At 40.4% G+C, this 24,511-nt stretch carries 20 protein-coding genes; 14 read left to right on the forward strand and 6 right to left on the reverse strand.

Going from position 1 to position 24,511, the window contains the following annotated elements; translation table 11 throughout:
• Positions 1-2 precede the first annotated feature (2 nt).
• The 3 genes from IEW76_RS08550 (at position 3) to IEW76_RS08560 (ending at position 2,741) form a co-directional block, all read left to right on the forward strand.
• Positions 3-1,436 carry an FGGY-family carbohydrate kinase gene (locus tag IEW76_RS08550; RefSeq protein ID WP_188652830.1) on the forward strand — a complete coding sequence of 478 codons (1,434 nt, stop codon included), beginning with the start codon at positions 3-5 and terminating at the stop codon, positions 1,434-1,436.
• A gap of 148 nt (positions 1,437-1,584) precedes the next feature.
• Positions 1,585-2,292 carry a MurR/RpiR family transcriptional regulator gene (locus IEW76_RS08555; protein ID WP_188652832.1) on the forward strand — a complete coding sequence of 236 codons (708 nt, stop codon included), beginning with the start codon at positions 1,585-1,587 and terminating at the stop codon, positions 2,290-2,292.
• Between the two features lie 119 nt (positions 2,293-2,411).
• Entirely contained in the window at positions 2,412-2,741 is a 330-nt protein-coding gene (locus tag IEW76_RS08560; protein ID WP_188652835.1) for a DUF2628 domain-containing protein, read from the forward strand.
• Between the two features lie 240 nt (positions 2,742-2,981).
• On the opposite strand, the gene IEW76_RS08565 is transcribed toward IEW76_RS08560, so the two are convergent.
• Together IEW76_RS08565 and IEW76_RS08570 are read right to left on the reverse strand one after the other, a co-directional pair.
• The gene (locus IEW76_RS08565; RefSeq protein WP_188652837.1) at positions 2,982-3,410 is read right to left on the reverse strand and encodes a hypothetical protein; all 429 of its coding nucleotides are present in this window, start codon (positions 3,408-3,410) and stop codon (positions 2,982-2,984) included.
• A 346-nt stretch (positions 3,411-3,756) separates the two neighbouring features.
• The gene (locus IEW76_RS08570) at positions 3,757-5,739 is read right to left on the reverse strand and encodes a S9 family peptidase (RefSeq protein ID WP_188652840.1); all 1,983 of its coding nucleotides are present in this window, start codon (positions 5,737-5,739) and stop codon (positions 3,757-3,759) included.
• A gap of 1,243 nt (positions 5,740-6,982) precedes the next feature.
• Between IEW76_RS08570 and IEW76_RS08575 the strand changes: the two genes are divergently transcribed.
• Complete coding sequence (locus tag IEW76_RS08575) at positions 6,983-8,443, forward strand: ArnT family glycosyltransferase (protein WP_188652842.1); 1,461 nt, start codon at positions 6,983-6,985, stop codon at positions 8,441-8,443.
• Positions 8,444-8,492: 49 nt separating this feature from the next.
• Here IEW76_RS08575 and galU (IEW76_RS08580) read toward each other — a convergent pair whose 3' ends face one another.
• Entirely contained in the window at positions 8,493-9,395 is a 903-nt protein-coding gene (galU, locus tag IEW76_RS08580; RefSeq protein WP_188652844.1) for a UTP--glucose-1-phosphate uridylyltransferase GalU, read from the reverse strand.
• Positions 9,396-9,685: 290 nt separating this feature from the next.
• Between galU (IEW76_RS08580) and IEW76_RS08585 the strand changes: the two genes are divergently transcribed.
• Complete coding sequence (locus IEW76_RS08585; protein ID WP_188652846.1) at positions 9,686-9,823, forward strand: hypothetical protein; 138 nt, start codon at positions 9,686-9,688, stop codon at positions 9,821-9,823.
• A gap of 74 nt (positions 9,824-9,897) precedes the next feature.
• Here IEW76_RS08585 and IEW76_RS08590 read toward each other — a convergent pair whose 3' ends face one another.
• Positions 9,898-10,722, reverse strand: a complete 825-nt coding sequence (locus IEW76_RS08590; protein ID WP_188652848.1) for an alpha/beta fold hydrolase — start codon at positions 10,720-10,722, stop codon at positions 9,898-9,900.
• A 17-nt stretch (positions 10,723-10,739) separates the two neighbouring features.
• Positions 10,740-11,783 (reverse strand): SDR family oxidoreductase, encoded by a 1,044-nt coding sequence (locus tag IEW76_RS08595; protein ID WP_188652850.1) that lies wholly within the window; start codon positions 11,781-11,783, stop codon positions 10,740-10,742.
• Between the two features lie 306 nt (positions 11,784-12,089).
• On the opposite strand from IEW76_RS08595, the gene IEW76_RS08600 reads away from it, so the two are divergent.
• The 6 genes from IEW76_RS08600 to IEW76_RS08625 all read left to right on the forward strand — a co-directional run bounded on the left by IEW76_RS08600 (position 12,090) and on the right by IEW76_RS08625 (position 21,572).
• Positions 12,090-12,455, forward strand: a complete 366-nt coding sequence (locus IEW76_RS08600; protein WP_188652852.1) for a hypothetical protein — start codon at positions 12,090-12,092, stop codon at positions 12,453-12,455.
• 286 nt (positions 12,456-12,741) lie between these two features.
• Positions 12,742-14,373 carry a M4 family metallopeptidase gene (locus IEW76_RS08605; protein WP_188652854.1) on the forward strand — a complete coding sequence of 544 codons (1,632 nt, stop codon included), beginning with the start codon at positions 12,742-12,744 and terminating at the stop codon, positions 14,371-14,373.
• Between the two features lie 333 nt (positions 14,374-14,706).
• Entirely contained in the window at positions 14,707-18,276 is a 3,570-nt protein-coding gene (locus tag IEW76_RS08610; protein WP_188652856.1) for a DUF8508 domain-containing protein, read from the forward strand.
• Positions 18,277-18,471: 195 nt separating this feature from the next.
• On the forward strand, positions 18,472-19,404 hold the full coding sequence (locus IEW76_RS08615; protein ID WP_188652858.1) for a VanW family protein: 933 nt from the start codon (positions 18,472-18,474) through the stop codon (positions 19,402-19,404).
• Between the two features lie 136 nt (positions 19,405-19,540).
• Positions 19,541-20,197 carry a hypothetical protein gene (locus IEW76_RS08620; protein WP_188652860.1) on the forward strand — a complete coding sequence of 219 codons (657 nt, stop codon included), beginning with the start codon at positions 19,541-19,543 and terminating at the stop codon, positions 20,195-20,197.
• Positions 20,198-20,219: 22 nt separating this feature from the next.
• Positions 20,220-21,572 carry an efflux RND transporter periplasmic adaptor subunit gene (locus IEW76_RS08625; protein WP_188652862.1) on the forward strand — a complete coding sequence of 451 codons (1,353 nt, stop codon included), beginning with the start codon at positions 20,220-20,222 and terminating at the stop codon, positions 21,570-21,572.
• A 111-nt stretch (positions 21,573-21,683) separates the two neighbouring features.
• On the opposite strand, the gene galU (IEW76_RS08630) is transcribed toward IEW76_RS08625, so the two are convergent.
• Positions 21,684-22,565 carry a UTP--glucose-1-phosphate uridylyltransferase GalU gene (galU, locus tag IEW76_RS08630; RefSeq protein WP_188652864.1) on the reverse strand — a complete coding sequence of 294 codons (882 nt, stop codon included), beginning with the start codon at positions 22,563-22,565 and terminating at the stop codon, positions 21,684-21,686.
• Between the two features lie 95 nt (positions 22,566-22,660).
• Here galU (IEW76_RS08630) and IEW76_RS08635 point away from each other — a divergent pair, with 95 nt between their 5' ends.
• From IEW76_RS08635 to IEW76_RS08640, 3 genes are all read left to right on the forward strand, one after another.
• Positions 22,661-23,149, forward strand: a complete 489-nt coding sequence (locus IEW76_RS08635) for a VanZ family protein (RefSeq protein WP_188652866.1) — start codon at positions 22,661-22,663, stop codon at positions 23,147-23,149.
• Between the two features lie 70 nt (positions 23,150-23,219).
• Complete coding sequence (locus IEW76_RS20965; protein ID WP_268235057.1) at positions 23,220-23,351, forward strand: hypothetical protein; 132 nt, start codon at positions 23,220-23,222, stop codon at positions 23,349-23,351.
• A 153-nt stretch (positions 23,352-23,504) separates the two neighbouring features.
• Positions 23,505-24,473, forward strand: a complete 969-nt coding sequence (locus tag IEW76_RS08640) for an LCP family glycopolymer transferase (RefSeq protein WP_229721174.1) — start codon at positions 23,505-23,507, stop codon at positions 24,471-24,473.
• Positions 24,474-24,511: the final 38 nt, after the last annotated feature.

The following is a 24,511-nucleotide window of genomic DNA, read 5'->3' on the forward strand; positions in this document are numbered from 1 at the left end:
CGATGAGCGCTCAGTATATTATGGGAATCGACAGCGGTTCACAGAGTACAAAAGTCGTCATCTTCGACTTAGAGGGAAACGAAATGGCCTACGGTTCATGCGCTCTTAGAGAAACGTTATCCCCTGAACCTGACGTTGTCATCCACCCTGATGACGACTTGTGGGACAGCTTGTATCACGCCGTTCAACAGTGTCTGGATAACTTCGAAGGGGACAAAAGCGCCATTACTGGAATCGGACTTTGTACTATTCGGTGCTGTCGCGTTCTTTTAGACAAAAACGGCGAACTAGCCTACCCCGTTATTAGCTGGATGGACGCCAGAATGTCGAAACCATATGAGCATAAAGATGATGGAGTTCATTATGTTACGACGACTTCAGGGTATCTTGGCTTGCGCTTAACTGGTGAATACAACGATACAGCTGCGAATTGTGAAGTGTTTTGGCCCGTCGACCGTGAAACGCTAGACTGGTCAACGGATGATGGGGACATTAGAGCTCAAGGACTAACGAGGGATATGTTATTTAACCTTGTAAAGCCTGGCGAGAAGTTAGGAGTGCTCCGAGGAGATCTTGCAAGTGATCTTGGATTAAATGAGGATATCCCGGTTGTGGCAACCGCGAATGATAAAGCGGTGGAAGCACTAGGATCAGGCATTAATGAAGAGCGCTCCATTATGATTTCTCTTGGCACGTTTATTTCATCCATGCTCATCCGCGATCAGTATGTAGAAAACGCTCAGAACTTCTTCCCAACATTCGCTTCGATTCCATTTAAATATGCCTATGAATCGAACGGAATTCGAAGAGGACTGTGGACAGTAAGCTGGTTTAAAAATCTGATAGGAGAAGAACTAACGACAGAAGCGAACAAAAAAGGCGTATCTGAAGAGGCGTTCTTAAATGAGAAAGCTAAAGAAGTCCCGGTCGGAAGCGATGGCTTGTTCACGATCTTAGACTGGTTAGCTTCTCCTGATCAGCCTTATCGAAAAGGGATGATGATCGGATTTGACCAACGCCACACGCGCTATCACATGTATCGTTCCATATTAGAAGCGATTGCTTTTAATATGAAGAACAATATCGATGATATGCTAGAGGAAATGAAGATCGGACTCGATGAACTGGTTGTCATCGGGGGAGGGTCAAAGAGTGATGTTATGATGCAAATTCTTGCTGACCTATTTGGGTTACCCGTCCACCGACGAGTAGGCAGTAGCAGTGCGTGTTTAGGAGCAGCAATCTGCACGACTCAGTATTTGGGCGTGTACCATGATTTTGAATCGGCAGCACAGGAAATGGTAGAAACCGAAACTACATTCACGCCAAATGATGCGAACCATGAGTTCTATATGAAGGTAAATGAAGAAGTCGTGAAACATATACGTCCTCATACGGATGAGATCAACAAGCGCATCTATCCACTATTTAATTGAAGTTGTAGAACCATTGCCATTTTGGATAAGCAGTCGAAATGGTAATGGTTCTTTTCTTTACAAGTTCGGGCCTTCTTGCGTATAAAGGGGATGTATGGTTAATTAAGAAGTGTTGACTAGTGGAAAAAAAGAAAGGGGTGGAAAGTAGATGTTGAAGTTAGATACGGATAAATTAACAAAGCTCGAGAAAGAAGTGCATCAGAAAGTATCTGAACTTGTCGCAGAAAATGATAAGTTAAAGATCATTGAGGCTGCGGAGATATGTGAAGTAGCCCCTTCTAAAGTATCCACGCTCGTTCGGAAGTTAGGCTTTGATAACTTTAAGCAGTACAAGCTCTATTTCAGCGGTCATCAGATCAAGTGGGAAAGCAATCAGAGAACAGAAGAAATACAACGCTTAATGCTTTTCTTAGAAAACTTTGATGAAAAAATCGTGGATGATTTCGTATCGATTTATCACAAATATAAAAAAATTATTATATATGGCTTAGGCCCGTCCTTTATTAGTGCGGAGTACTTTGCATACAAGCTTGATATCGTTTCGGATAAAAATATAAAGGTGACCCATAGCGAAGATTACGCAGAACAAATGGTAGATGATGAAACGTTATTAATCGTTTTATCTGTAACCGGTAAATTCTCTTCCTTTGAAGGTCTGTTTCAAAAGTCCAAGGACAAAGGCGCTGAAATTATGCTGGTTTTAGAAGAGTATGTGAATACACAAAACTCCCTGGCTGATTACGTCTTCCATTTGTCTAAGTTTAATCAAAGTGACGAATTGCTCCCTTTTGAAAAAACAAGAACGATTTTCTTTATATTTATGGAAGAAATTGCGACGAAATTGAAATATGGCTGAGTGCACTCCTGGTTTTTGTACCAGGGGTGTTTTTTGACTAAACGAACCATCTTCAGTCATATGGCATAAGCCTCCTCCATATAATAAGGGGTACTTATTTTCCATCAGGAGGCGACAGTATGCAGGTGATGTTAAAGAACGATGCGGGTTTGGTGAAAGAAGTGAAGTTGGGGTTTAGTTGGACAACGTTTTTCTTTGGATTTATTCCTGCTTTAATTCGAGGAGATCTGAAGTGGGCGGTCATTATGTTCGCTCTTGCTGCGGTTGCCGGGGTCTTTACGTTTGGTTTGGGTGCCTGGGTTCCGGGTATTATTTTCTCGTTCGTCTACAACAAGATCTTTATTAAAGAACTGTTAGAAAAGGGATACCGACCTGCTACAGTTGAAGAAGAAGCCAAGCTACAAGCAGAGGGAATTGTAACTCCTGGGCCTAGTTCTGTAGGAGCGTAACGTGCAGTCTCCTTTTCTGTTTTATTTACAGAAGAGGAGACTTTTTTATATAGGCGTTCCATTTAATCATTGATCAAACGTTTGATCAATTCGGGAGCTGAAAAAAGTGACCCCCGAAGCTTACTTCATAATAAATAAATGCGTAATAGGGGATGATCGTTTTGTTGTTTCAAAAAGCGCCACGAGTCGTCTCTCTGAATTAAGAGGGTAAGCGATGGTATAGTGTCATGAATTTATCTTCTAATCCATCTCACCCCATGGTTTACTAATATTAATAATATTTACTAATTTATACCCTGTAGTGGTCTGAACAAATATCAACTCATATCTTTCAGAGAATCGGTCGCCAGCAAAATAAACAGTACTCTCATTTATATGAGTGAAGGTACTGTTGACGGATTCAGTAAATGCTCTCTTTTCTTCATCGGTAAACTCAATGTCTGGAGAGATTCTATGAACGACCTTTTCATTCCCTTCCCTCATAGCTTGAACTAGAATGCGTGCTGCTTCGAAAGCAGTGATGTGAAAGATTTTGATGCTAGGATTCTCTTCCTTGTAAAAAAGATCTTCAGCTTGTTTCTCCTTATTAACATAATAAATAAAAGCGATGTTACATAATAAGGTGAACGATAGTAGTGATATTATGAGCGTTTTTGCTTTAAGGCTCATAAAAGAGTCCCTCCAAGTTGCTTTTCCTCTAATCTATTCTACCATTTACACTATATGCTTATTATGTGAATATAAAATACCAATCTAAAAAAGCATAGATTGTGATGGGTTGTAAAGAATAAACCGATATAGATGAGGAACAATCAGTTGAAAAGAAGTGAGGAGCCTTTTGAGAAAGTTAGACAGATGTACTGGTAAGATTTCATGACATGTGAATTAGTTTATTAAGAACATTCATCGATTTAATTAAAGTCCAAGTGCCTGTAATAGGCACTTGGATTTGAAACGTATTTAAGCAACGCCAAATGAACGCTGGTTCAAATCGAAATTGAATTGCTAGAGGATTTTAATTCCTATATTCTTGAAACCAATTCACAATGTGATTTAATCGCTCCACTCTTAGGCTTGGTAGGCCTGTGCGTGAAAGGTTGTGATCGGAGTCAGGGAAGCGAACAAATTTTGTCGTTTTATTTTTATTTTTTAGGGCGACAAATAATTGTTCACCTTGTTCAATTGGGCAACGGTAATCCTTCTCACTGTGAATGATAAGGAGAGGAGTGTTGATTTGATTTACATATTTAATGGGGGAGTGGTCCCACAGTTTGGTTGGGTTCTCGGTAAAGTGGTTGCCAATTTCCCATTTGGTGAAGAAGTGACCGATATCACTCACTCCGTAAAAGCTTTGCCAGTTAGAAATGGAACGTTGCGTAACGGCTGCTTTGAATCGGTCGTTTCTTCCAACGATCCAGTTTGTCATGAATCCTCCGTAACTACCACCCGTTACGAAGAGTTGGTTCTCATCAATGAACGAGTATTTCTCTAAAACTGCATCAACTCCGGCTATGATATCCTCATAATCACCACCACCATAGTCGCCTCGGCAGGCGTTTACAAATGTCTGACCATACCCGTGGCTTCCGCGAGGGTTTGTATAAAGAACGGCATATCCTTTAGATGCTAATAGCTGAAACTCATGCATGAATGAATTTCCGTACATCATGTGTGGGCCTCCGTGTATCTCGAGTAGAAGGGGGTACGTTTTGGAAGAGTCAAAATGGGCTGGCTTCATTAACCATCCTTCAACTTTTGTTCCATCCATGCTCTTATATTTAAATCCTTCTGGTTCTATGAGCTCATGCTGCTTTTCAAATAAATCGTTGCTTGTAGTAAGCTGTACTTTACGTTTGTCTGGAAGCGATACACTAAACAAGTCACCAATGTGAGTGGGGGAGCTCATGCCAAGAATAGCTTCATCTGAAGTAGCGTGGTAATTAAAAGCGTAAACATGGCGATTTCCACCAACAACTTTTGAAACCTCACCGTCTAAGCATGCATAGTAGATACCTGTATTTCCTTGCTTACTTGCTTGAAAATACACACCCTGTCCGTCCAGCTTCCAAACCGCTCCAGGAGAAGGGTTTGCCCAATGTAAATCAGAGATTAATACGTCACTACATTCAAGATCACTGGATGCAGTTAGGCATATGGAATGGTTAGTATCGAGTGTCATCACCCAAACATTTGTTTGAGTTGCTCCTTCATATTCGTATAAGTGACCGAAATAGGATAATGATTTCCCATCTGGAGACCATGTCGGTTTCGCAAATCCACCACTTTTCTTGTTAATTCTGTAAGGATCTTCTCCAATACGTTGGATATATAAATCAGAAAGCATATAGCTTCCAGGATGATCGCTTTGTGGACGAATGAAAGCTATCGCTAAACCATCAGGAGACCAGGCAGGATCAGTATGATCAAATGGACCTGACGTGATTTGATCGATCGTTTCATTTTCGAGGTTTACTAGTGCCAGTTGGGTTCGTTTTGTGTCGAGTAGTCCTTTGCCATCTGCTTTGTAATGAAGCTGATCCACTACATACGGCTTAGGGCTTTCATCTTTCTCAACTTGATCACTAGCATAAAGGTCCTGTCCTTCCTCGAGAGATGTCTGGAATAGAAGCTTATTTTCCAAAGGATGCCAGACAGGGTTTGATGCGCCATTCGGAACATCTGTAACTTGGAAAGATTCTCCGCCTCCTGCTCCAATAGTCCAAATTTGATTTTCCCCTGACCTATCTGATACAAATGCAATCGTATTCCCGTCTGGTGCCCAACGCGGAGATCGATGACGCCCCTCTCCGTGAGTCCACTGAGTTGATTGACCAGTTTGTCGATCAAACATAAATACGTGAGAGTCATATTTCTTCTTAGCGTTAATGCTAGTTATGATATAAACTATTCTTTTTCCGTCGGGTGAAATCTGAGGATCTCCAACAAACTTAAGATCATAAAGTGTTTCTGAATCTATTGTTTGTGTCGAATTTTTCAAATTGAAAACACTCCTTCATATTTTTAGGTGGTAAGACGAAATGAGTAACTTATGTACGGTATTCTCCCCGTAAGTATGAATTTTCTGTTAATTATTTGCAAGTAATTTGTATGCTGAATGCTTCCATGCTAAATTCCCTTTAGAGAAAAGTATAAGTGAAAAATATTTTTATCTTGTTAATGGTACATTAACTTTATTAATTGAGGTTTGGGGAAATCGATGACTTTAGCATTTTTAAATTAAAATTCTCCTTTCTACTATTGTAAATTTGTGCTTGTTGTTATAATAAATAGGGCAAAAAGCTAGTTAATTGCTCATAATATGGTAAGGATGATTTTTTGAGAATTATTTACTATTCTTATACGACGCATAATGAAGAATTGTCTCTTCCCTTTCCTCGTAATTTGGGGTAAGAAGGATATAGGTAACTTCTGTTTATTAGACCGTCGCTGTGTAGAAGCACTAAGAAGCTCATAGAATATCACGATATAAGAAAGGGATGTTTCGTTGGGCGGCTATAATATGAAAGAGCTATTATATGATCGTGACACACGTATATCAGGGGATATGAAGTGGAACTATCAAAAAGTTAGTAAATCTTGCTATCGAAGGGATGACCTCCTTTTGACGGCGCCTCTTAGCCTCTCGTCATTTTTGCATTTATTTACAAGATATGGGATGTTGCTAAAACTTCTATATGGAGAGCATGTAGCAGGATATTCTTCTTTTATGAGAGCCATCTTGTTCTTTTGAGGAATTCAACTCATCGTTCATGATATTATTGGTGAATATTTAGGATGATTGTTCAACGAAACAAAGGTACAACCTTTATGCTTTCTGGAAGAGTGTAACCACTAGAAAGTTATGAATCGCTAGATTTATCTGATCATCTTTTAGATCAGAATGCTAGAAAGGGGCAATATTAGATCAGTGGGACAAAAGTAAGTGCTGTTTCTATTATTTGGCGTTTTAACTACTCTACTAAATATAGTTGTCTATGCTTTACTGTTTAAATGCTTCAAATTTAAACAATAGTGCGTGAATTCGTTTCTTTTATCATTTTCCGTTTGTTATCATATGGACTGGATATTAGTTCAATGATTGTATTGATTGATTTCTGCATCAGGGTGACTTAATAGCTAAGATTATCGCCAATGCGTTAATTGTTATCTTCAATTTCTTTGCAAGTAAGTATCTTATCTTTATAAACAAACAGGAATATTAAGCAAATGGGGGTAACAACGTGGTGAAATTAGCAGCCGCATTTCAGCGGTTTTCAATTATAGTCATTATGGCCTTTGGGATAGTCTTCTTCATTGCAGGAGTTCTATCAAACTTCCAAATGAGTGAAGAGCTTTATTCATTAGATGTATTCACTCTGTATTTAATTGGTGGATTGATTGGGGTACTTTTCGTAACTTTTGTTTTAAACAATTTTTTTTCAACTAAGTGGTTTGTGATCACTCTCCTTTCAGGGGCATTTATTGCTAGATTTATATGGATTTTTAACGCAGATACTCAGATATATTCAGATTTCTCAATGCTTTACAACGGAGCTGTTATGGCTTCAAATGGTGATTTCTCCTTTACGGAGAATTCGTATTTCACAAAATGGGTTTATCAAATGGGATTTGTCATATATGAAGCTTTTGTCATTTCTTTGTTGGGTGACCATCCTTTTGTACTGAAATTTATTAACGTGTTGGTCGGTACTGGAACGGTTGGGATCATCTATCTTATCGGTAAGTCTGTCTTTAATGAACTTGTTGGCCGTGTTGCCGGAGTGTTGTATGCAATCTATATTCCGGCTATAGTCATGACGTCTGTGCTGACTAATCAATATCTTGCTACGTTCCTCATATTATCGGGAATATATTTATTAGTAGAACGATTTGAGAAAGGGAAAATTAGCTGGCTATGGATTGGTATTCTCTTCGCATTAGGGCATATCATTCGTCCAATTGGACCTCTTGTTATTCTTGCTGTCGGGATTTTCATAATGGTTGTTTACGTATTAAAAGGAAATAACAAGTTTACATCCTCAGGAAAGTTGTTAGGGATATTAGGTACGTTCTTTTTCGTACAAATGATTATAAGTCAAGCTTTTATAGGGGCAGGTATCACAGACTATCCTTTAGAAAACCGAGATCCACTTTGGAAATTTGTTGTAGGATTGAATCATGAAACTACCGGAACCTATTCTCGGAAAGATGCTAGAATTCTATCTTCTTTAGAAGGCGATGCAAAAGAAGAGAAGCAAAAGGAAATGATTGAGCAAAGATTATCTGACAAGAAGGAAGTATTTATACTAGCCAAAGATAAATTTAAATTAATGTGGGGAGATCTCGATGCAGCGGTAAACTGGAGCTTATACGGCATTGAAGCTCCTGACACCAAGCCTTTACTCTTTAAGATTGAAAAGGCAATGTTCACCATTTTCTTCTTATTTGGAACGGTAGCACTGTTTGCTTTGTTCAAATTTAAGGAGAGTGAAGTGAATCCTGGATACCTCTTCCTCTTGTTGTTAATAATTGGTTATGCCATGATTCACCTCATTATAGAAATTCAGACAAGGTACCGTTTTTTCATTATGCCAAGTTTGATCATTGTTCAAAGCTATGGGATCTACGTAATATGGCAACAATCCAAGTTAATAAAGAGCGGGAAAAAACAAGAAGTACACGAAGAGGTAAGATCTTCATAAACCTGATTTGTAGCAAAATTGAACTTCCATTTAGAAAAAAGCAGTCAGCTTAGAGCTGCCTGCTTTTTTCTGAATATGGTTTTACTGTTTTCTGTTCAACCAGCTCTTCCATGAACTTTAATAATTCTGGATTGAGTTCACTTTGTTCTAAGGCTAGTTCGATTGTAGTCTTTATAAACCCAAGCTTTTCTCCGACATCATAACGACGCCCTTCAAATTCATAAGCGAATACACGTTGTATCTCGTTTAATTGCTGGATTGCGTCAGTTAATTGAACCTCATTACCTGCACCAAGCTCTTGCTTTTCTAGGAACCTCATGATTTCAGGTGTTAAGATATAACGCCCCATAATGGCTAAATTGGAAGGTGCTTCGCCTTGCACGGGCTTTTCAACAAAGCGACGAACGTGATGAAGGTTATTTGTCTTACCTTCTGGATCAATTATTCCGTAACGATGAGTTTCCTCATTCGGTACAGATTGGACACCTACAATAGAAGAACGTGTTTCTTCATATTGGTTAATCATTTGTTTTAAGCATGGTGTTTCCGCACGAACGATGTCATCACCAAGTAAGACGGCAAAAGGCTCATCACCAATAAATTTACGGGCACACCACACTGCATGTCCTAATCCCTTAGGTTCTTTTTGACGAATATAATGAATTTCTACTTTGGAAGATTGCTTTACCTTCTCAAGAAGTTCAAGCTTCCCTTTACTCATTAAATTGTCCTCAAGCTCTACCGCATGATCAAAGTGGTCTTCAATCGCGCGCTTGCCTTTACCAGTTACGATGATAATATCTTCAATTCCGGATTCAATTGCTTCTTCTACTATGTATTGAATGGTAGGTTTATCGACAATTGGTAGCATTTCTTTAGGCATCGCTTTTGTAGCGGGTAAAAAGCGCGTCCCTAGTCCGGCTGCAGGAATAATGGCTTTCTTAATAGTCATTTTCTCTCTCCTTTGGTCGCTAATTATTGGTCTATTATACTATGAAAAGACCAGCAACACCAATAATTACCTTACTTAATTCATGAAATGTTTACACTTCTTTCTTAACTTTAAGGAATAAAAAGGTAGGTAGCAAAGAACTAGCTATCATGATCATCTGGTGGGCTCATGGTCGACAAAATGTATCAGAGAATAAATAAATTCTGGTTAATTTATACTAAAAATTTCAAAGAAACTAAAATCTGTGTTATATTAATACATATTATGTAAAACGTAAGGGGATATTAAAGGTGAATGAGCAATCACAGTGGATTGAATTGATGAAAGAAGTGATTCGAACAACGGAAGGATCATCGGACGCGGATATGTTTGAGGTTATTGAACTTATGAAAGAACGTTTGCAAGGGTCAATCGTTACGAGTAGATAAAGTTGATCAAACGTTTGATCAATACATATGGGAGATAGAAAGGGGAGAGATGCAGGGGTGCATCTCTTCTTTTTTTATGATACATCATGATAGGCTGATTTTAATGAGATCTGGCTGATAAAGGTAAAGGCTATTAGGTTGAACTCAGCTGCTTTTTCCATATTACATACGTGACCGCATTTTTTGATAATGTGAAGCTGTGCGAGGGATTCCTTATTAACGTGATTGGTAATCCCTCTAATAAACATGTGGTCTTCGGAACCCGAGATATAGAGCTTTGGAATATAATTGGTTTTAGACCTAAGTTGCTCGTAGACCTTGTAAGAATCTCGGATAATACCAGCCCAATTAAGATAGGCAGATCTTCCAAGTTTTTGCCCCTCGCGAATAAATATATTCCGCGATTTACTGTGATTTTTCTTAGGTAAAATGAGGTGGGCAAAGGCTTTAAACGAGATCATATAAGGGAGTAGGTAGCCTAAAGGGAAAGAGATTGTTGCCTTACCTAATAGCTCTCCCCATTTGAGCCACTTTCCTGCTGCTCCTGCTAACGTCATTGACATGATCCGCTGTGGCTGCTCAATCGCAATGGATTGCATCACAATTGTTCCTAGTGATACTCCAAGGAAGTGAGCTGAAGCAATTGAGAGATCATCCATAAGGGTTAAAACTTGTTGTTTTGTTTCAATCAGAATATTCTTTCCTCGCCTTATAAAAGGGCTCTTTCCGTGACCGGGTAGGTCGATAAAGAGTAAGTTGAAATGATCTTTAAAATAGTCAATTTGCTTGTGGAAGATGTTCCAGTTTCCACCCAGGCCGTGTAAAAACACGACCCAATCTTTTGAAGAATCGGTTATGAAGGTCTTGTAGCTTAAACTTGAATCGTGGAGTATCCCCATAAGTTCCTCTTTTCTTCTTATCTATTTCCATAAAGGATGCGTTCAATCATATCGATGTTCATATCTAGGTGGGCCATCCCATTTTTGCGAAGTAGGCTTTGCGTATTTGTGTCATCAAACGTAAGCAACTTATTCCAATAAGGGCGGAATACCTTCATTGGTTCGTTAAATTTTAATTCTTCTTTTGATAACTCTCCTTCGTAATCAGAAGGAACCATTTCGATGTTCGGAAAATCTAATTTTTCTTTGACCATGTCAAATAGCAATCGGTTGGTTGGTGGGTTTGGATTTGTAATGTGGTAAATTTGGTTTGGTTCAGGCGTTTTAAGTGCTGCCATTAGGACATCTACAACATAATCAACCGGAATGAAGTTTTGTGACGTCTCTTCCGTGCATAGAAATTTGTATACTTTCTCCTGTTGATCCTTCTTGCGATCGGTACGTTTCTTAAGGATCTCGAGTCCTCTGATTACCCCGTATAAGGCAAAGCTTGTGTCTGCCTCGCCCGTTTCTGAGTCGCCAATGATGATAGATGGGCGAAATATATTGACGTTGAGGGCATCTTTATACTCCCAGACAAGATGCTCGGCGTGGCATTTGCTTTCTTCGTACGGGTTCACAAATTCCTGATCTACAGGGTGAAGCTCTTCTTTTGCGTACAGTTTCGTGCCAAGTGTGTAGGCTGTACTAATATAGGAAAAGTGTTGAGCATTAATCTCCTGAGCTAATTCAAGCATATTTTTGGTTCCGCTTACATTTATATGAAACGTTTTATCCCTTTCGCTATCATCAAATGATAGGTAGGCTGCACTGTGGTAGATGGTATCAATTTTGTTCATTAAGAAGGATAGATCTTTAGAACTGACGCCAGCTTTATCTTGAGTGAGGTCGCCTTCAATAATGGAAAGGTTGGCTTGGACCTCTTCTGGAACGGCTTGTATGAGGCTGCCTGCTTTTCGTGGATTGCGTGCAATCGCATAAACCGAATGTCCTTCATCAAGTAATCGTAGGGTAAGTTGTTTACCTAAAAAACCAGTCGCCCCTGTTAATAAGATATTCATGTTGGCTTAACTCCTTCGTTGCTCTTCTTTGTATTATTATGGTTCATTCAATTTATAAATATTTTATAATTTTCACTCCTCCTTTAACCATAACATAGATGTCGGTAGAGATTTGTGAAAAAAATGTGTACGACCAGTGTTTTGCTACCACTATAGTTAAAATGTGGTGGTTTAGTATTGAACCTTGTAGGAGATTGGTCATATTGCCATAGAAGTGCCTTCACCAAGGGCATCTTTTATCAAAATGAGGGTAATACTCATTGAATGAGGGAAAGATAGATACAAATTGGGAAGGGACTGAAGCAAATGAATTCACTAACGGATAACATTAAGAACTGGGCGAAAGATACGGCTGGAAAGGTGAAACAAAGGCTTGAGGATCACGCTGCCTACAGTAAAATGAAAGTAGAAGAGGTCGCGGAGATGGTGCTTAATCATGAGAGTACAGAGCATAAGCGTCATGAATATGTGGGAGTTGTTCTTCATGATTACCACTTGCGTTTGGGTGATACAGATCTCATTTTAGAGACCAAGGGAGACGCAGCATTATACATATTAGAGTGTAAGGTTATACAACGAGGCCATCTTATTGGAGAGTTCCAGTCTTGGGATAAGAGGAAAAACGTTCTTGATTCAATGCGGGTTCCAGCTTTTATTAAAGAGCTTGATTGATCACCATATAGGTATAAAAGCTACGAGTCTCATGGATGAGGCTCGTAGCTTTTTTATTTCGAAATAAGGAAGAGCGAACGCATGTTTTCTTCTTTTTGAATGCCAACCTTTTTCCTTAGAATTAAAATCTTGCGACAAATTTCTGGTTCTTTCGTCATGTTTTCGAAAATGACACTGCAACATACGGACTGAATTTCGGTTTTTCTTCTTCGTTTTCTCAAAGATTTTAATAGAGTCGTCCGATACAATAAAGGTAGATTCTATAGAAAAGGGAGATGAAGGAACGATGAAACAACACTGGAAAACAGTCGCAGGAGCGGTCACATTAAGTGCAGGATTACTTATAGGTAGTGGAGCTTCAGTGAATGCCGAAGCGGATCCGGCTTGGAAACTGAAGCCAGAAGCGAATATTCAAATGGATCAGTCGGTTTTAGAGCAAGCACCCTCTTTTATCTCTGGTAAACTATCAACACAAAAAATTAATAGTAAACAAGATGTAGATAAATTTTTCAAAGAAAATAAAGATGTGTTCAAGAAAAATCCTAAGTCTCAACTTGAACTTAAAGATGTCAAAACAGATGAACTTGGTATGACACATTATGTTTATCAGCCGGTTGTACATAATGTACCCATTGATCAATCTCGCGTGATTGTACACGTGGATCAACAAGGTGAGATTGCGGCGATTAACGGGGAGTTTCACCCTGATGCTCCTGAGAAGATTAAACAGCAGCGTGAATTGAATAAGAAGGAAGCGCTTGATGCAGCGTGGAGTCAAATTGATGTAGAACGTTCTGAAGCAGATGTGAAGAAAACATCTCCAGAAGGAAAGTCCTTTAACAATTTAACGGAAAAGTCAGAGCTTGTTGTTCTTCCGCAAGATGGTGAGTATACATTGGCTTACCATGTACAACTTCAATTTGCTGAGCCAACTCCAGGAAACTGGCAAATCTGGGTGAATGCAGAGGACGGTTCAATTGAAAAGGCTATGAACAAAGTTCATGAAGCTACAGGTAGCGGAACTGGCGTGTTAGGTGATCAGAAATCTCTTAATACGTATTACGCAAACAGCACGTATTACTTGTATAATGTAACGAAGCCAATGAGCGGTGTCATTGCCACATATGACAATAATAACGGAGGTCAATATAGTTTACCGGGTTATTATGTAACAGATTCAGGTAACACATTCTACAGCGAGCGCCAGAAAGCAGCCGTAGATGCGCACTATTATGCAGGGGAAGTATTTGATTATTACTATAATAATTTCAATCGTGAGAGTTACGACGGTAATGGCGCTGATATTGTGTCTTCTGTCCACTTTGGGAGCAACTACAATAATGCAGCGTGGGTTGGAAACCAGATGATCTACGGTGATGGAGATGGGTCAACATTTACGTATCTTTCTGGAGCGGACGATATTGTCGCTCACGAATTAACGCATGCCGTGACGGATACAACAGCTGAGCTTGTCTATGAAAATCAGTCAGGTGCACTAAATGAATCCTTCTCAGACGTATTTGGTTACTTCGTCGATAATGAAGATTGGTTAATGGGTGAAGATGTCTATACTCCAGGTGTCCCAGGAGATGCGCTACGCAGTATGTCCAATCCAACCCAATATGACCAACCGGCTCATATGGATGATTATCAAGACTTGCCAAACACCGAGCAAGGAGACTGGGGCGGGGTTCATATCAATAGTGGAATCCCGAACAAAGCTGCTTACTATACAATCAATTCTATTGGGCAGTCAAAAGCTGAGGAGATCTACTATCGTGCTCTTACGGTTTACTTAACACCAAACAGCACATTCTCCGATGCTCGCCAGGCTCTGATTCAATCAGCACAAGATCTATATGGCTCAACAACAGCCAACTCTGTCGCTTCCGCATGGAATAACATAGGAGTCTACTAAACAACCAAACGAACGGACTCGCTGATTGCGAGTCCGTTTTTTTAACGAAGTAAAGGAGTGAAGCGTGCCAGACACGCTTTAGTACTTTATAGGGACGCAGGGTGTCTGGCACGCTGTTGTTCTTTAGTGAGATAAAGGGTGCCTGGCACCCTGCGTTGCTTTAAAGGGGTGATGCACTCTTGGTATGGTGTAGTTCTTTAGAGGGGGCGAAGGGGGAATTTTGTGTAAGGATTTTGTCTTATTTTGCAAGAATTTAGTGGTTTTTTACATTAGGTTAAAGTTTTGCTGTTAAATTGTGGTTAGGATCAATTATTTGATAAGGGAGATGGGGATGTGAAGAACCGTAGTGTGAAGAAGGTACTGAGTGTTGCTTCAGCTATGACGTTGATGGTAGGTGGACTTGCTCCTACGAGTACTGTGAGTGGGGAAGAGGTGAGTGCCCCTGATGGTTTGATTATTTCTGAGTATGTCGAGGGTGGCGGTTATAACAAGGCCATTGAGATCTTTAATGGGACAGGCCAGCAGGTTGACTTAAGTGAATTTGATTTACAACTTTTCTCTAATGAAAGCAGTACGGGGACATCTGTTGCGATGTCTGGAGTGGTGGAAGCAGGTGCTGCTCATACGATTATAAACAATCAGGCTGCGGCTCATTTCTTGAGTGTTGCAGATGAGACGAGCGGTGGTATTAACCATAATGGTAATGATCGTTATGTTCTTTATTATAACGGCGAAATCGTTGATGCTTTCGGCCAAAAGGGAAATAGTAGTGATTTTGCGAAAGATGTAACGTTGGTCCGAAAATCTTCTGTTACTTCAGGGGATCAGAATTTTGAAGACACCTTTGATCCTGCTGAAGAGTGGATTTCTTTTGCTAAAGATACAGCTGAATACTTAGGAACTCATGAGATGGATGGAACTGATTCAACTGGGGATAAACCTGAGGATAACGAGGAGCCTGTATCCCTTACTTCCATAGCTGACGTGCGTGCTGGAGGGGCTGGCCAAGCTGGTGTAAGTATTGAAGGAGTTGTTACGACAGATGTAGGATCCTGGGGGAGAAAAGGGTTCTATCTGCAAGACGACACTTCTGGTATCTATGTGTTTCAAGACCTATATAGTGACGAGATCCAAAAAGGGGACATCGTTCAGATTACGGGGGATACCACTGAATATGACGGTGTGTTTGAACTAGTAAATGTATCAAATCTAAATGTGCAAGGTGCGGGAGAATTACCTGAACCACAAGTTGTTTCTCCAAGTGGCGTAACGGAAGAGAATCAAGGAAGCCTTATTCAATTAAAGGATGTAACAATTAGTCAGGTAGAGGAAGTAAACTCTTATGGGACTTTTGAATTTTTGGCGACTAAGGAAGGCGAAAGTGTAACCGTTCGAATCGACAATCGGACAGGCTTATCTTATGCAGATTTCCTTTATAAAGAAGGGATGGTCTTAAATGTAACAGGGATCTCCTCTGAATATAATGGAACAGCTCAAGTAAAGCCACGTGGTGGCGATGACTTTTCTTTTGTATCTGCAGGGACAGCAGATTCCATTCAAGCGATGCCGGCATCAGGTGGAGTTCAGGAAGGATCAACGGTTAGTCTGTCTTCATTCGGTGAAGGAGATATTTATTACACAACAGATGGTTCAGAACCAACTATCAACAGTACGAAATATACACAACCCATTACCATTACAGAAGATACAACGATAAAGGCTATTCAAGTGGGGGACGAAGAAACATCCTCCGTTGTAACCTTTACTTATCAGGTTCTAAAAGCCTTCGACGATCTTCGCATTCACGATATTCAAGGCGAGACCCATCAGTCCTTATATAACGGTGAAAATGTATCGGGCGTTGAAGGAATTGTAACGAGAACAGTTGGCTCTAGAGGCTTTTACATGCAAGAGCTACCTGGACAGTATGATGACAATGTGAAAACGTCAGAAGGCATTTACGTGTATAGCACCGGGGATGCTGGCGTTACTGTAGGGGATAGGGTCCAAGTATCAGGAGAGGTAAAAGAATATACGCAGTCTAACTTCCTGTGGTTCGACTTTTCCGATGACCTGACGCTAACTGAAATTACCGGAGCAAGTGTAAGTGTAGAAGAGAGTGGGGTTGAGCTTCCTGAGCCAGTTACATTAGGTGAACAGGGACGTGTGATTCCTTCTGAAGTGATTGATAACGATCAGTTCTCTGTTTTCGATCCTGAGGAGGATGCCATTGATTTTTACGAAAGCTTAGAAGGAATGCGTGTGTCAGCACCGGATGCTACGGTCGTTATGCCTAGAGCGGAATACACGAACTATGATGAGACCGCGGTCACAGTTCCGAATGGATCGTCTAAAACGCGTACGCCTGCAGGGGGCATTATCGTTGAGCCGAGCCTTAACCCTGAGCGAATTATTATCGATGATTACAGCCAGGACATGGCACCTGTAAAAGTTGGCGATACATTTACAAGCGCGGTGACAGGTGTACTTGGTTATGAATTCAGTAACTTCAAGCTTGAAGTTGATGGACTGCCGACTGTCGTACCAGGTGAGTTTGAACGAGAAACAACGACCCTTCAACAAGGCGAAGAGGAATTGTCTGTTGCAACGTATAATATGGAAAATTATTATGCGACTGACTCGGATCATCCGGATAAAACGGAGGAAATCGCTCAATCCATTGTGAATCGGTTAGATGCCCCTGATATTGTAGGGCTTGTAGAGGTTCAGGATAACAATGGTGCAAGTGAAGGTGGAACCGATGCTGCTGAGAACTATAAAGCTTTGATTGATGCCATTGCGGAGAACGGTGGACCAGAGTATGCCTACACTGACATTGCACCTGTAAACAATGAAGATGGCGGTGAGCCTGACGGGAATATTCGTGTTGGATTTATTTATAACCCAGACCGAGTGTCGCTTGCTGAACAGCCAAAAGGAGGTGCGACAACGAGTGTTGGGGTAACAGAAGAAGGTAGCTTGACGCTAAACCCTGGACGTATTGATCCTACGAATGAAGCGTTTGAAGATTCTCGTAAACCGCTCGCGGCTGAATTTGAATTTAATGGAGAGAACGTCATCGTTGTAGCTAACCATTTCAATTCTAAAGGTGGCGACGATGCTCCATTTGGTGGTATTCAGCCTGCTCAACTTGGAAGTGAAGAACAACGGATTGAGCAAGCGAAAGTTGTGAATGGTTTCGTACAAGAGGTAATGGAGCGGGATGAGGACGCAAACGTGGTCGTGTTAGGCGACTTGAATGACTTTGAGTACTCAGCTCCGCTTGAAACGCTTGAGGGAGATATCTTAGCGAACATGATTGAAGAGCTTCCTGAAAATGAGCGTTATACGTACAACTATCAAGGAAATTCACAAACTCTCGATCATATTTTAGTTGCAGATCACTTAAAGGACCAAACAAAAGTGGATATCGTACACTTAAACGCAGACTTTACGGAAGAACAAGGGCGAGTCAGTGACCACGACCCTGTGTTGATTCATATGGATCTTATTGAACCTAAGTTTCACCAGGATTGGCGGGTAATGAAAGAGCCAGTCGGATACGTGACAAACAAGGGTGAATTAGGTACAAGGAAACAAGGTGTTGCTCAGGTGACCTTCACAGATGAAGAAGGCCACAAGGATAAGCAGACCGTTTTAATTGCATTTGGTGATGATAAGAACTGGGGTAAACAAAAAGGGAAGTCCAAAGGCAAACAAAAGATGATGGAACAACAAAATGTTCAAATTTTGAATGAAAAAGGAGAAGTGGTTCCAGTAGAAGTAACGGTGAGCGGGAACAAAATGATCATCCCTTCTTGGGAAACCGTTGAACCAGGTACCTACTCCATCTCCATTAAAGACGCCCAAAAAAGGGGCTCCATGACATTCCATATTCAATAAACACAAAGCGGAGAGCCTCTTTAGGCCCTCCGTTTTTTTAACACATTAAAGCAATGATGCGTGCCAGACACCCTGTAGTGCTTTAGCAGAGTGACGGGTGTCTGGCACGCTTTAGTGCTTTGTATTGGTAAAGGGAGAGGTTTTGCACATGAAAGGTTTGTTGCTGATCCATACTAGTGTTAGGAGGGTATGGATATGAAAATGGCTTTGTTGGGTTTGTCTATTCTGGTGAGTGGGGCTTCGGCACAGAATGGTCAGGATTCGCTTTCGATCTTTTATAAAGGGGATGAGGTGAAAAGGATTCAAGTTGAGAGTTTCTTTCATCAGGTGGGGGAGCCGTTTCTTGATTTAGAGGAGGTAAAGGAACTTAGTAATGAACTTAATAAGCAATTAAGAGAGGAGCCGATTAATGCTAAGATCGGAGCTTCAGGGGAAATCGTACCAGGGGAACCTGGTTCAAAGGTGTATGAAGACAAGTTTCAAACTAAACTTATAGAAGGCTTATATAATACTCAGCACAAAGACATACGTGTTCCTCTTATGACAGTCCACCCAAAAGTAGACGCTGAGTTAATTGCGCATATCCGTACACAGCAGATTGGACAGTATGTAACCTATTTTAATAAGAACAATGTGGAACGCACACACAATATACAGTTATCATCAGATGCCATTGATAACCACGTGGTTTTCCCGAATGAAGTTTTCTCGTTCAATGAAGTGGTGGGGAAACGAACGAAAGAAAGAGGGTATAAGCCTGCACCTGTGATCGTAAAAGGAGAAGTAACGGAAGGAATAGGAGGGGGGATTTGTCAGGTTTCCTCGACCCTTTTTAATGCGGTAGACCATGCACGGATTAAGATTGTAGAGCGCTATTCCCATAGTAAACAAGTTCCATACGTTCCTCCAGGTAGAGACGCAACGGTAAGCTGGTGGGGACCTGATTTTACATTTAAAAATAACTATAACGAGCCTTTATTAATTCGATCAAATGTAGTTGGAGGAACGTTACGTGTGGCTATTTATTCCGCTAATGGAGTTGAAGTGAAGCAACGTGATATACCTGATGCATCTAAAGAGCTGCCTGATGAAACCCATATTGATGATATTGAGAAATGGACTGATTAAGCAGTCCATTTTTGTTTGTCTTTGCAAGGCAGATTAACTTCATTGCCTTGTATAAAACAGGCTAAGTTTATGATAAAATGTGGAAGAAGAACTTTTGTGCCATTTTTTACATAATAGAGTTAAAAGGATGAGATGAATGTATCAAGTGCGTGTGGCACCATTATTTTTTAGGCGGGAACACACCTTTTCCCGAATATGTTCAGCAGAGAAGATGGACAATCTATGGCGTCGTGTCTTCCTTTTATTATTTCTTAGTATTATTGTTTACGGTGTCACTGCATGGTTTGGGCTAGGTATGGATATCATCTCAAACCGCGCAACATCTTTCACATTCGAAGACTATGAAATTAGAAAGTTATTCTTTTTAATAGGGAGGTCTACTTTCGGATTAGTGTTTGCGCTGTTAATATTATTCGGAAGTCCATTTCTTCTATGGATGTTCACAGGAATTCATTACCGGAAATTAGTTGCTCTCCATCTTCCTATATTGATGGTTTTATTACTAGAGAGAGCATTATGGATCGTTTTACTTGTGAATACTGGTCTTGATTGGTATGTTTCTCCACTATCGTTTGGGATTATTGCTTCTTACATAACAGATATTCCGTGGATTATTTATTTCTTTGGAACGATCTCACTCGTCCAACTGTGGATAGTTTGGTTCCAAATCAAAATGATCCATTACTTCTCGGCTTGGAAAAGATGGCAAGCGTGGATTCTTGTCCTTGTTTTACATATGATTTACTGGTCTGGTGCAGCAGCAATCGCTCATGTAGATGTGTACTTTTTATAAATAGGAATCGCGAGGTTTTGACATGAATAAGAAATTAAAGCGGTGGGTTTTCATGGGAGTTCCGATTCTTTTGGTCATTGCCAATATTATTCTCTTATTCTTATCAGAGAATGAGGTAGAACGGAAGTCTTACATATCTAAATGGGATACTCCATTTCGTGCTAACTTAGAGAATGTGATTGAAGAAGAAGGCGTATTTCAACCTTCAACAGAAGAATATGTTTATTTCGATGACGACTTAGGTTCGTTCCAGCAATTCGTAGTTGAAGAAGGGGATCAGGTTGATGTCGGAGAACCGCTTTATGAATATGTTGTACGGGACTATTACGAAGCGGTAGATCAATTGGAGAATCAGATAGAAGGGCTTGAAGAGGAAGTTGAAGCTCTAGAAGACTACGTAAATGAAATAGAAGATATTGAGGTCCCTGAGCCTGAGTTCAATGTTGATGAGGAAGAAGAGCCAAGTCCATTTGCGGAAGCTGAAGTTATTAAAAGTCAGTCAGAAGCTGAGGCTAGGAAAGAATTAGCCCTCAAAGAAGCTCAGCTGACTGCCTTAGAGGATCAATTAGATGAAGTCGAGGACAGAGGCGAGGTCATTGAGGTAGTTAGTCTCTTTAGTGGAACCGTCAAAAAGATCGATCATTCCTTGAAGAACCCTACTGTCACCATATCGAGGTCGGATGAGCTTGTTATTGCGGGGAAGATTGATGAACGGCATCGGCAAAACCTTCAAGAAGGCATGCTTGCTCGTGGAACGATTGATAAATTAGAACAGTCATGGGAAGGGCAGGTTCAATCAGCTGATGACTTCCCAGTAGAAGGTTCAAGTGAAGATGGTAATAGTGACTATTCATACGTAGTAGAATTAAATGAGTCGGTGGATGAAGCGTTGCCTGGGTATCATAGCAGCATTTATTTCACAATTGAAGAAGTGAAGAATGCTGTGACCGTTTACCAAAATTGGATCCACATTCCTATTGATGGATTTGATGATTATGTGGCTGACTATGAGCCAGAAGATGAAGTGTTAAGTGAAGAGGAAGAAGAAGTCCAAGAAACAGACTCTTCAGAGAAAGAAGAAGGAATCGAAGTTGAAGGGCCGCTTGTTGAAGGTCCATATGCTTGGGTGATGAATGGGAAAGGGGAAGTAGAGAAACGATCCCTAAATCTTGGTATGGATGAGTACAACTTGCAGGAAGTTAAAGAAGGTTTAGCTGTTGAGGACTGGGTAGCTGATGAACCTAGTAAAGAATTTCGTGATTCAACCACCTTCCTTACCTCACTCAATCTGGAATATTTAGATTGGAGAGGCATTACGACTCTAAAAAAAGACGTCATGTGGGAGTACGCCAAAATGGGTCTTCTTATGCGCTAATGAACAAAAGTCCGCCATTCGCTTATGATTGGCGGACTTCTTCTGTATCTAAATGACATTTTCTTTGTTGGTTTCTTGATCAAACGTTTGATCAAGATCTATAATCATGCCTCAATGTTCGTTTGTTTTTATTTTGCTAATTTGATTTTCCATGAAGGTGACCAGTTCTGGTCTCAAGTCATCTCGTTCTAATGCCAGTTCAATTGTGGTTTGAATAAACCCAAGCTTTTCACCTACATCGAAGCGACGGCCTTCAAATTCATAGGCAAATACTCGCTGTATTTCATTCAGCTTCTCAATTGCATCCGTCAACTGAATCTCATTGCCGGCTCCGATTTCTTGTTTATCGAGGTACATCATAATTTCAGGTGTCAAGATATAACGCCCGATAATAGCAAGGTTAGAGGGAGCCTGGCCTTTTGGAGGCTTCTCAATGAATTGACGAACGTTGTAGCGTTTGCCTTTCTGTGAGGATGGGTCAATGATTCCGTAACGATGCGTGTCATCTCTAGGGACTCTTTGGACTCCTATAATGGAAGAACGCGTATCCTCGTATTCTTCAATCATTTGCTTAAGGCATGGTTTGTCAGATTGGACGATATCATCTCCAAGAAGGACAGCGAATGGCTCATTGCCAATAAATTTTCGTGCGCACCATATAGCGTGCCCAAGTCCTTTTGGTTCTTTTTGGCGAATGTAATGAATTTCGACTTTGGAGGGGTGCTTCACCTTTTCAAGCAGATCGAATTTGCCCTTATTGACCAGGTTGTCTTCTAGTTCAATAGAATGATCAAAATGGTCTTCAATTGCCCGTTTGCCTTTACCTGTTACAATAATAATGTCTTCAATGCCAGAGTCAATGGCTTCTTCTACTATGTATTGAATCGTAGGCTTGTCTACAATTGGAAGCATCTCTTTAGGCATCGCTTTAGTGGCGGGGAGAAAGCGAGTCCCCAACCCTGCTGCTGGGATAATCGCTTTTTTAATCGTCATATTCCTTTCCTCCTCAACATTAGTCCTAATTGTATTATACTTGGAATGGGTTTGGAAACCAAACTAGACACGAAATTAAAGGAGTAAACTTATAGATGAAAAGAATCTTTTATTGGCTGTATCCACTTAGTTGGATGGGGATGATTTTCTACTCCTCATCTACCCCGTATCAAGAGCAGGATGTGAAACCCTTCATGAATGATTATCTAGACCTTTCTTTCATGAAACCCTATCTCGACTGGATTGTATTTACTTATCATCATCAAGAAGTTAGCGTCAGAAATTTGGGAGTTGAGGGATTCATTGAATTCTTCCTAAGAAAGGGCGCACATGTAACCGTTTTTTTGATATTATTCTTTTTCCTTTATATCGCTATAAGCCGGACCACTTCACTAACGTTAAAAGGAAATTTGCTTACTAGTTTAATCATTACTGGTCTTTATGCTGCATTTGATGAAATTCATCAAGGATTCACACCAAATCGAACCCCTTACATAGGAGATGTTGGCATGGATCTGTTCGGGGCACTATTGGGCGTTTGTATTATTTTGATCTATAAAAAGAAGAAAAAGACTCCCGAATAACCATGAAGATGCGTACTATATTGTGATAAATCTTATGGTTCACATACACTGGTGCATCGGGGTGATTACATTGAAACGATTAAACTCTGAGCAACTCTTAGAGATCCTTGAACATTTAAAGAATGAAGCGGACAATCTCAATTTTGAGACGGCTGAGGATATTATGAATTACCTAAGCAAGCAATTAACTCGACTTGAATGATAGAGGGAGAAGGGCGCAGGAGGTTCTTGCGTCTTTTTTAGGAAATATGCGAGAGTAGTAGAAAAATTGAAATCATCCTAGCTATCGCCCAATTATGATTGTTTATGGTAAAATGTGGAGAGATAGTTGTTTTAAGAAGGGGCGAGCAAAAGAGTGAGTAGCAGGCAAGATCGAAAGAAAAAGAAGAAAAAAAGCCGTTTATTTAAAATTAGTATGATTATTTTAGCTGTCCTCATTGTAGGGGGATTGGTTTATGCTTATTCAATCTATCAATCTTTTCAAACTACGATGGATCAGGTGTACGAACCTCTAGAGGGGGACACGGACAAGCGTGTTGATGTGGTTTCAAAGAAAGATGATGTGAAAGATGCACCTCCATTTTCTCTTTTATTACTAGGAGTTGATGAGAGAGAGAATGATTCAGGTCGATCGGATACGATGATCGTGTTGACGGTGAATCCGGCTAAAGAGTCTATTAAGATGTTAAGCATTCCTCGTGATACAAGGACAGAACTTGTCGGTCGAGGTACGACTGAAAAGATTAATCACGCCTATGCGTATGGGCAAGTATCAATGGCTGTCGATACAGTCGAACAGTTTCTTGATATCCCGATTGACTATTATGTAAAAGTGAACATGCAAGGATTTCAGAAGATCGTAGATGCTGTAGGTGGTGTTACGGTGGACAACCCTTATGAACTTTCGGAGAATGGGAATACCTTCCCTGAAGGAGAAATTACGCTAAATGGTGAAGAAGCGCTGACCTACACGCGTATTCGTTATGCAGATCCTCGTGGTGACTTTGGTCGACAAGATCGCCAAAAGCAAATCATTCAGGCGGTTATTGATAAAGGTGCCCGCGTTCAATCGATGTGGAAGTTCGATAGTCTATTTGATGCTGTAGGTGAGACGATTAAGACGAACCTAACTTTTGAAGAGATGGTAAGCATCCAAAAACGTTATAAAGGAATGCAGCATAATATCGATCAAATGAGATTTGAGCAAGGGACAGGTGAGTATATTGGAGACCTATGGTACTACTTGCCATCTGAGCAAGAATTAAATGACCATATCAGTACACTTCAAGATCACCTCGGAGTAGACGGACAAGAGGATAATTAAATCAAAAAAGTGATGCCGAATGAACTAGGCATCACTTT

Origin of the sequence: Pontibacillus salipaludis, from assembly GCF_014642405.1 — a bacterium.
GTDB classification, from domain to species: Bacteria; Bacillota; Bacilli; order Bacillales; family BH030062; genus Pontibacillus; species Pontibacillus salipaludis.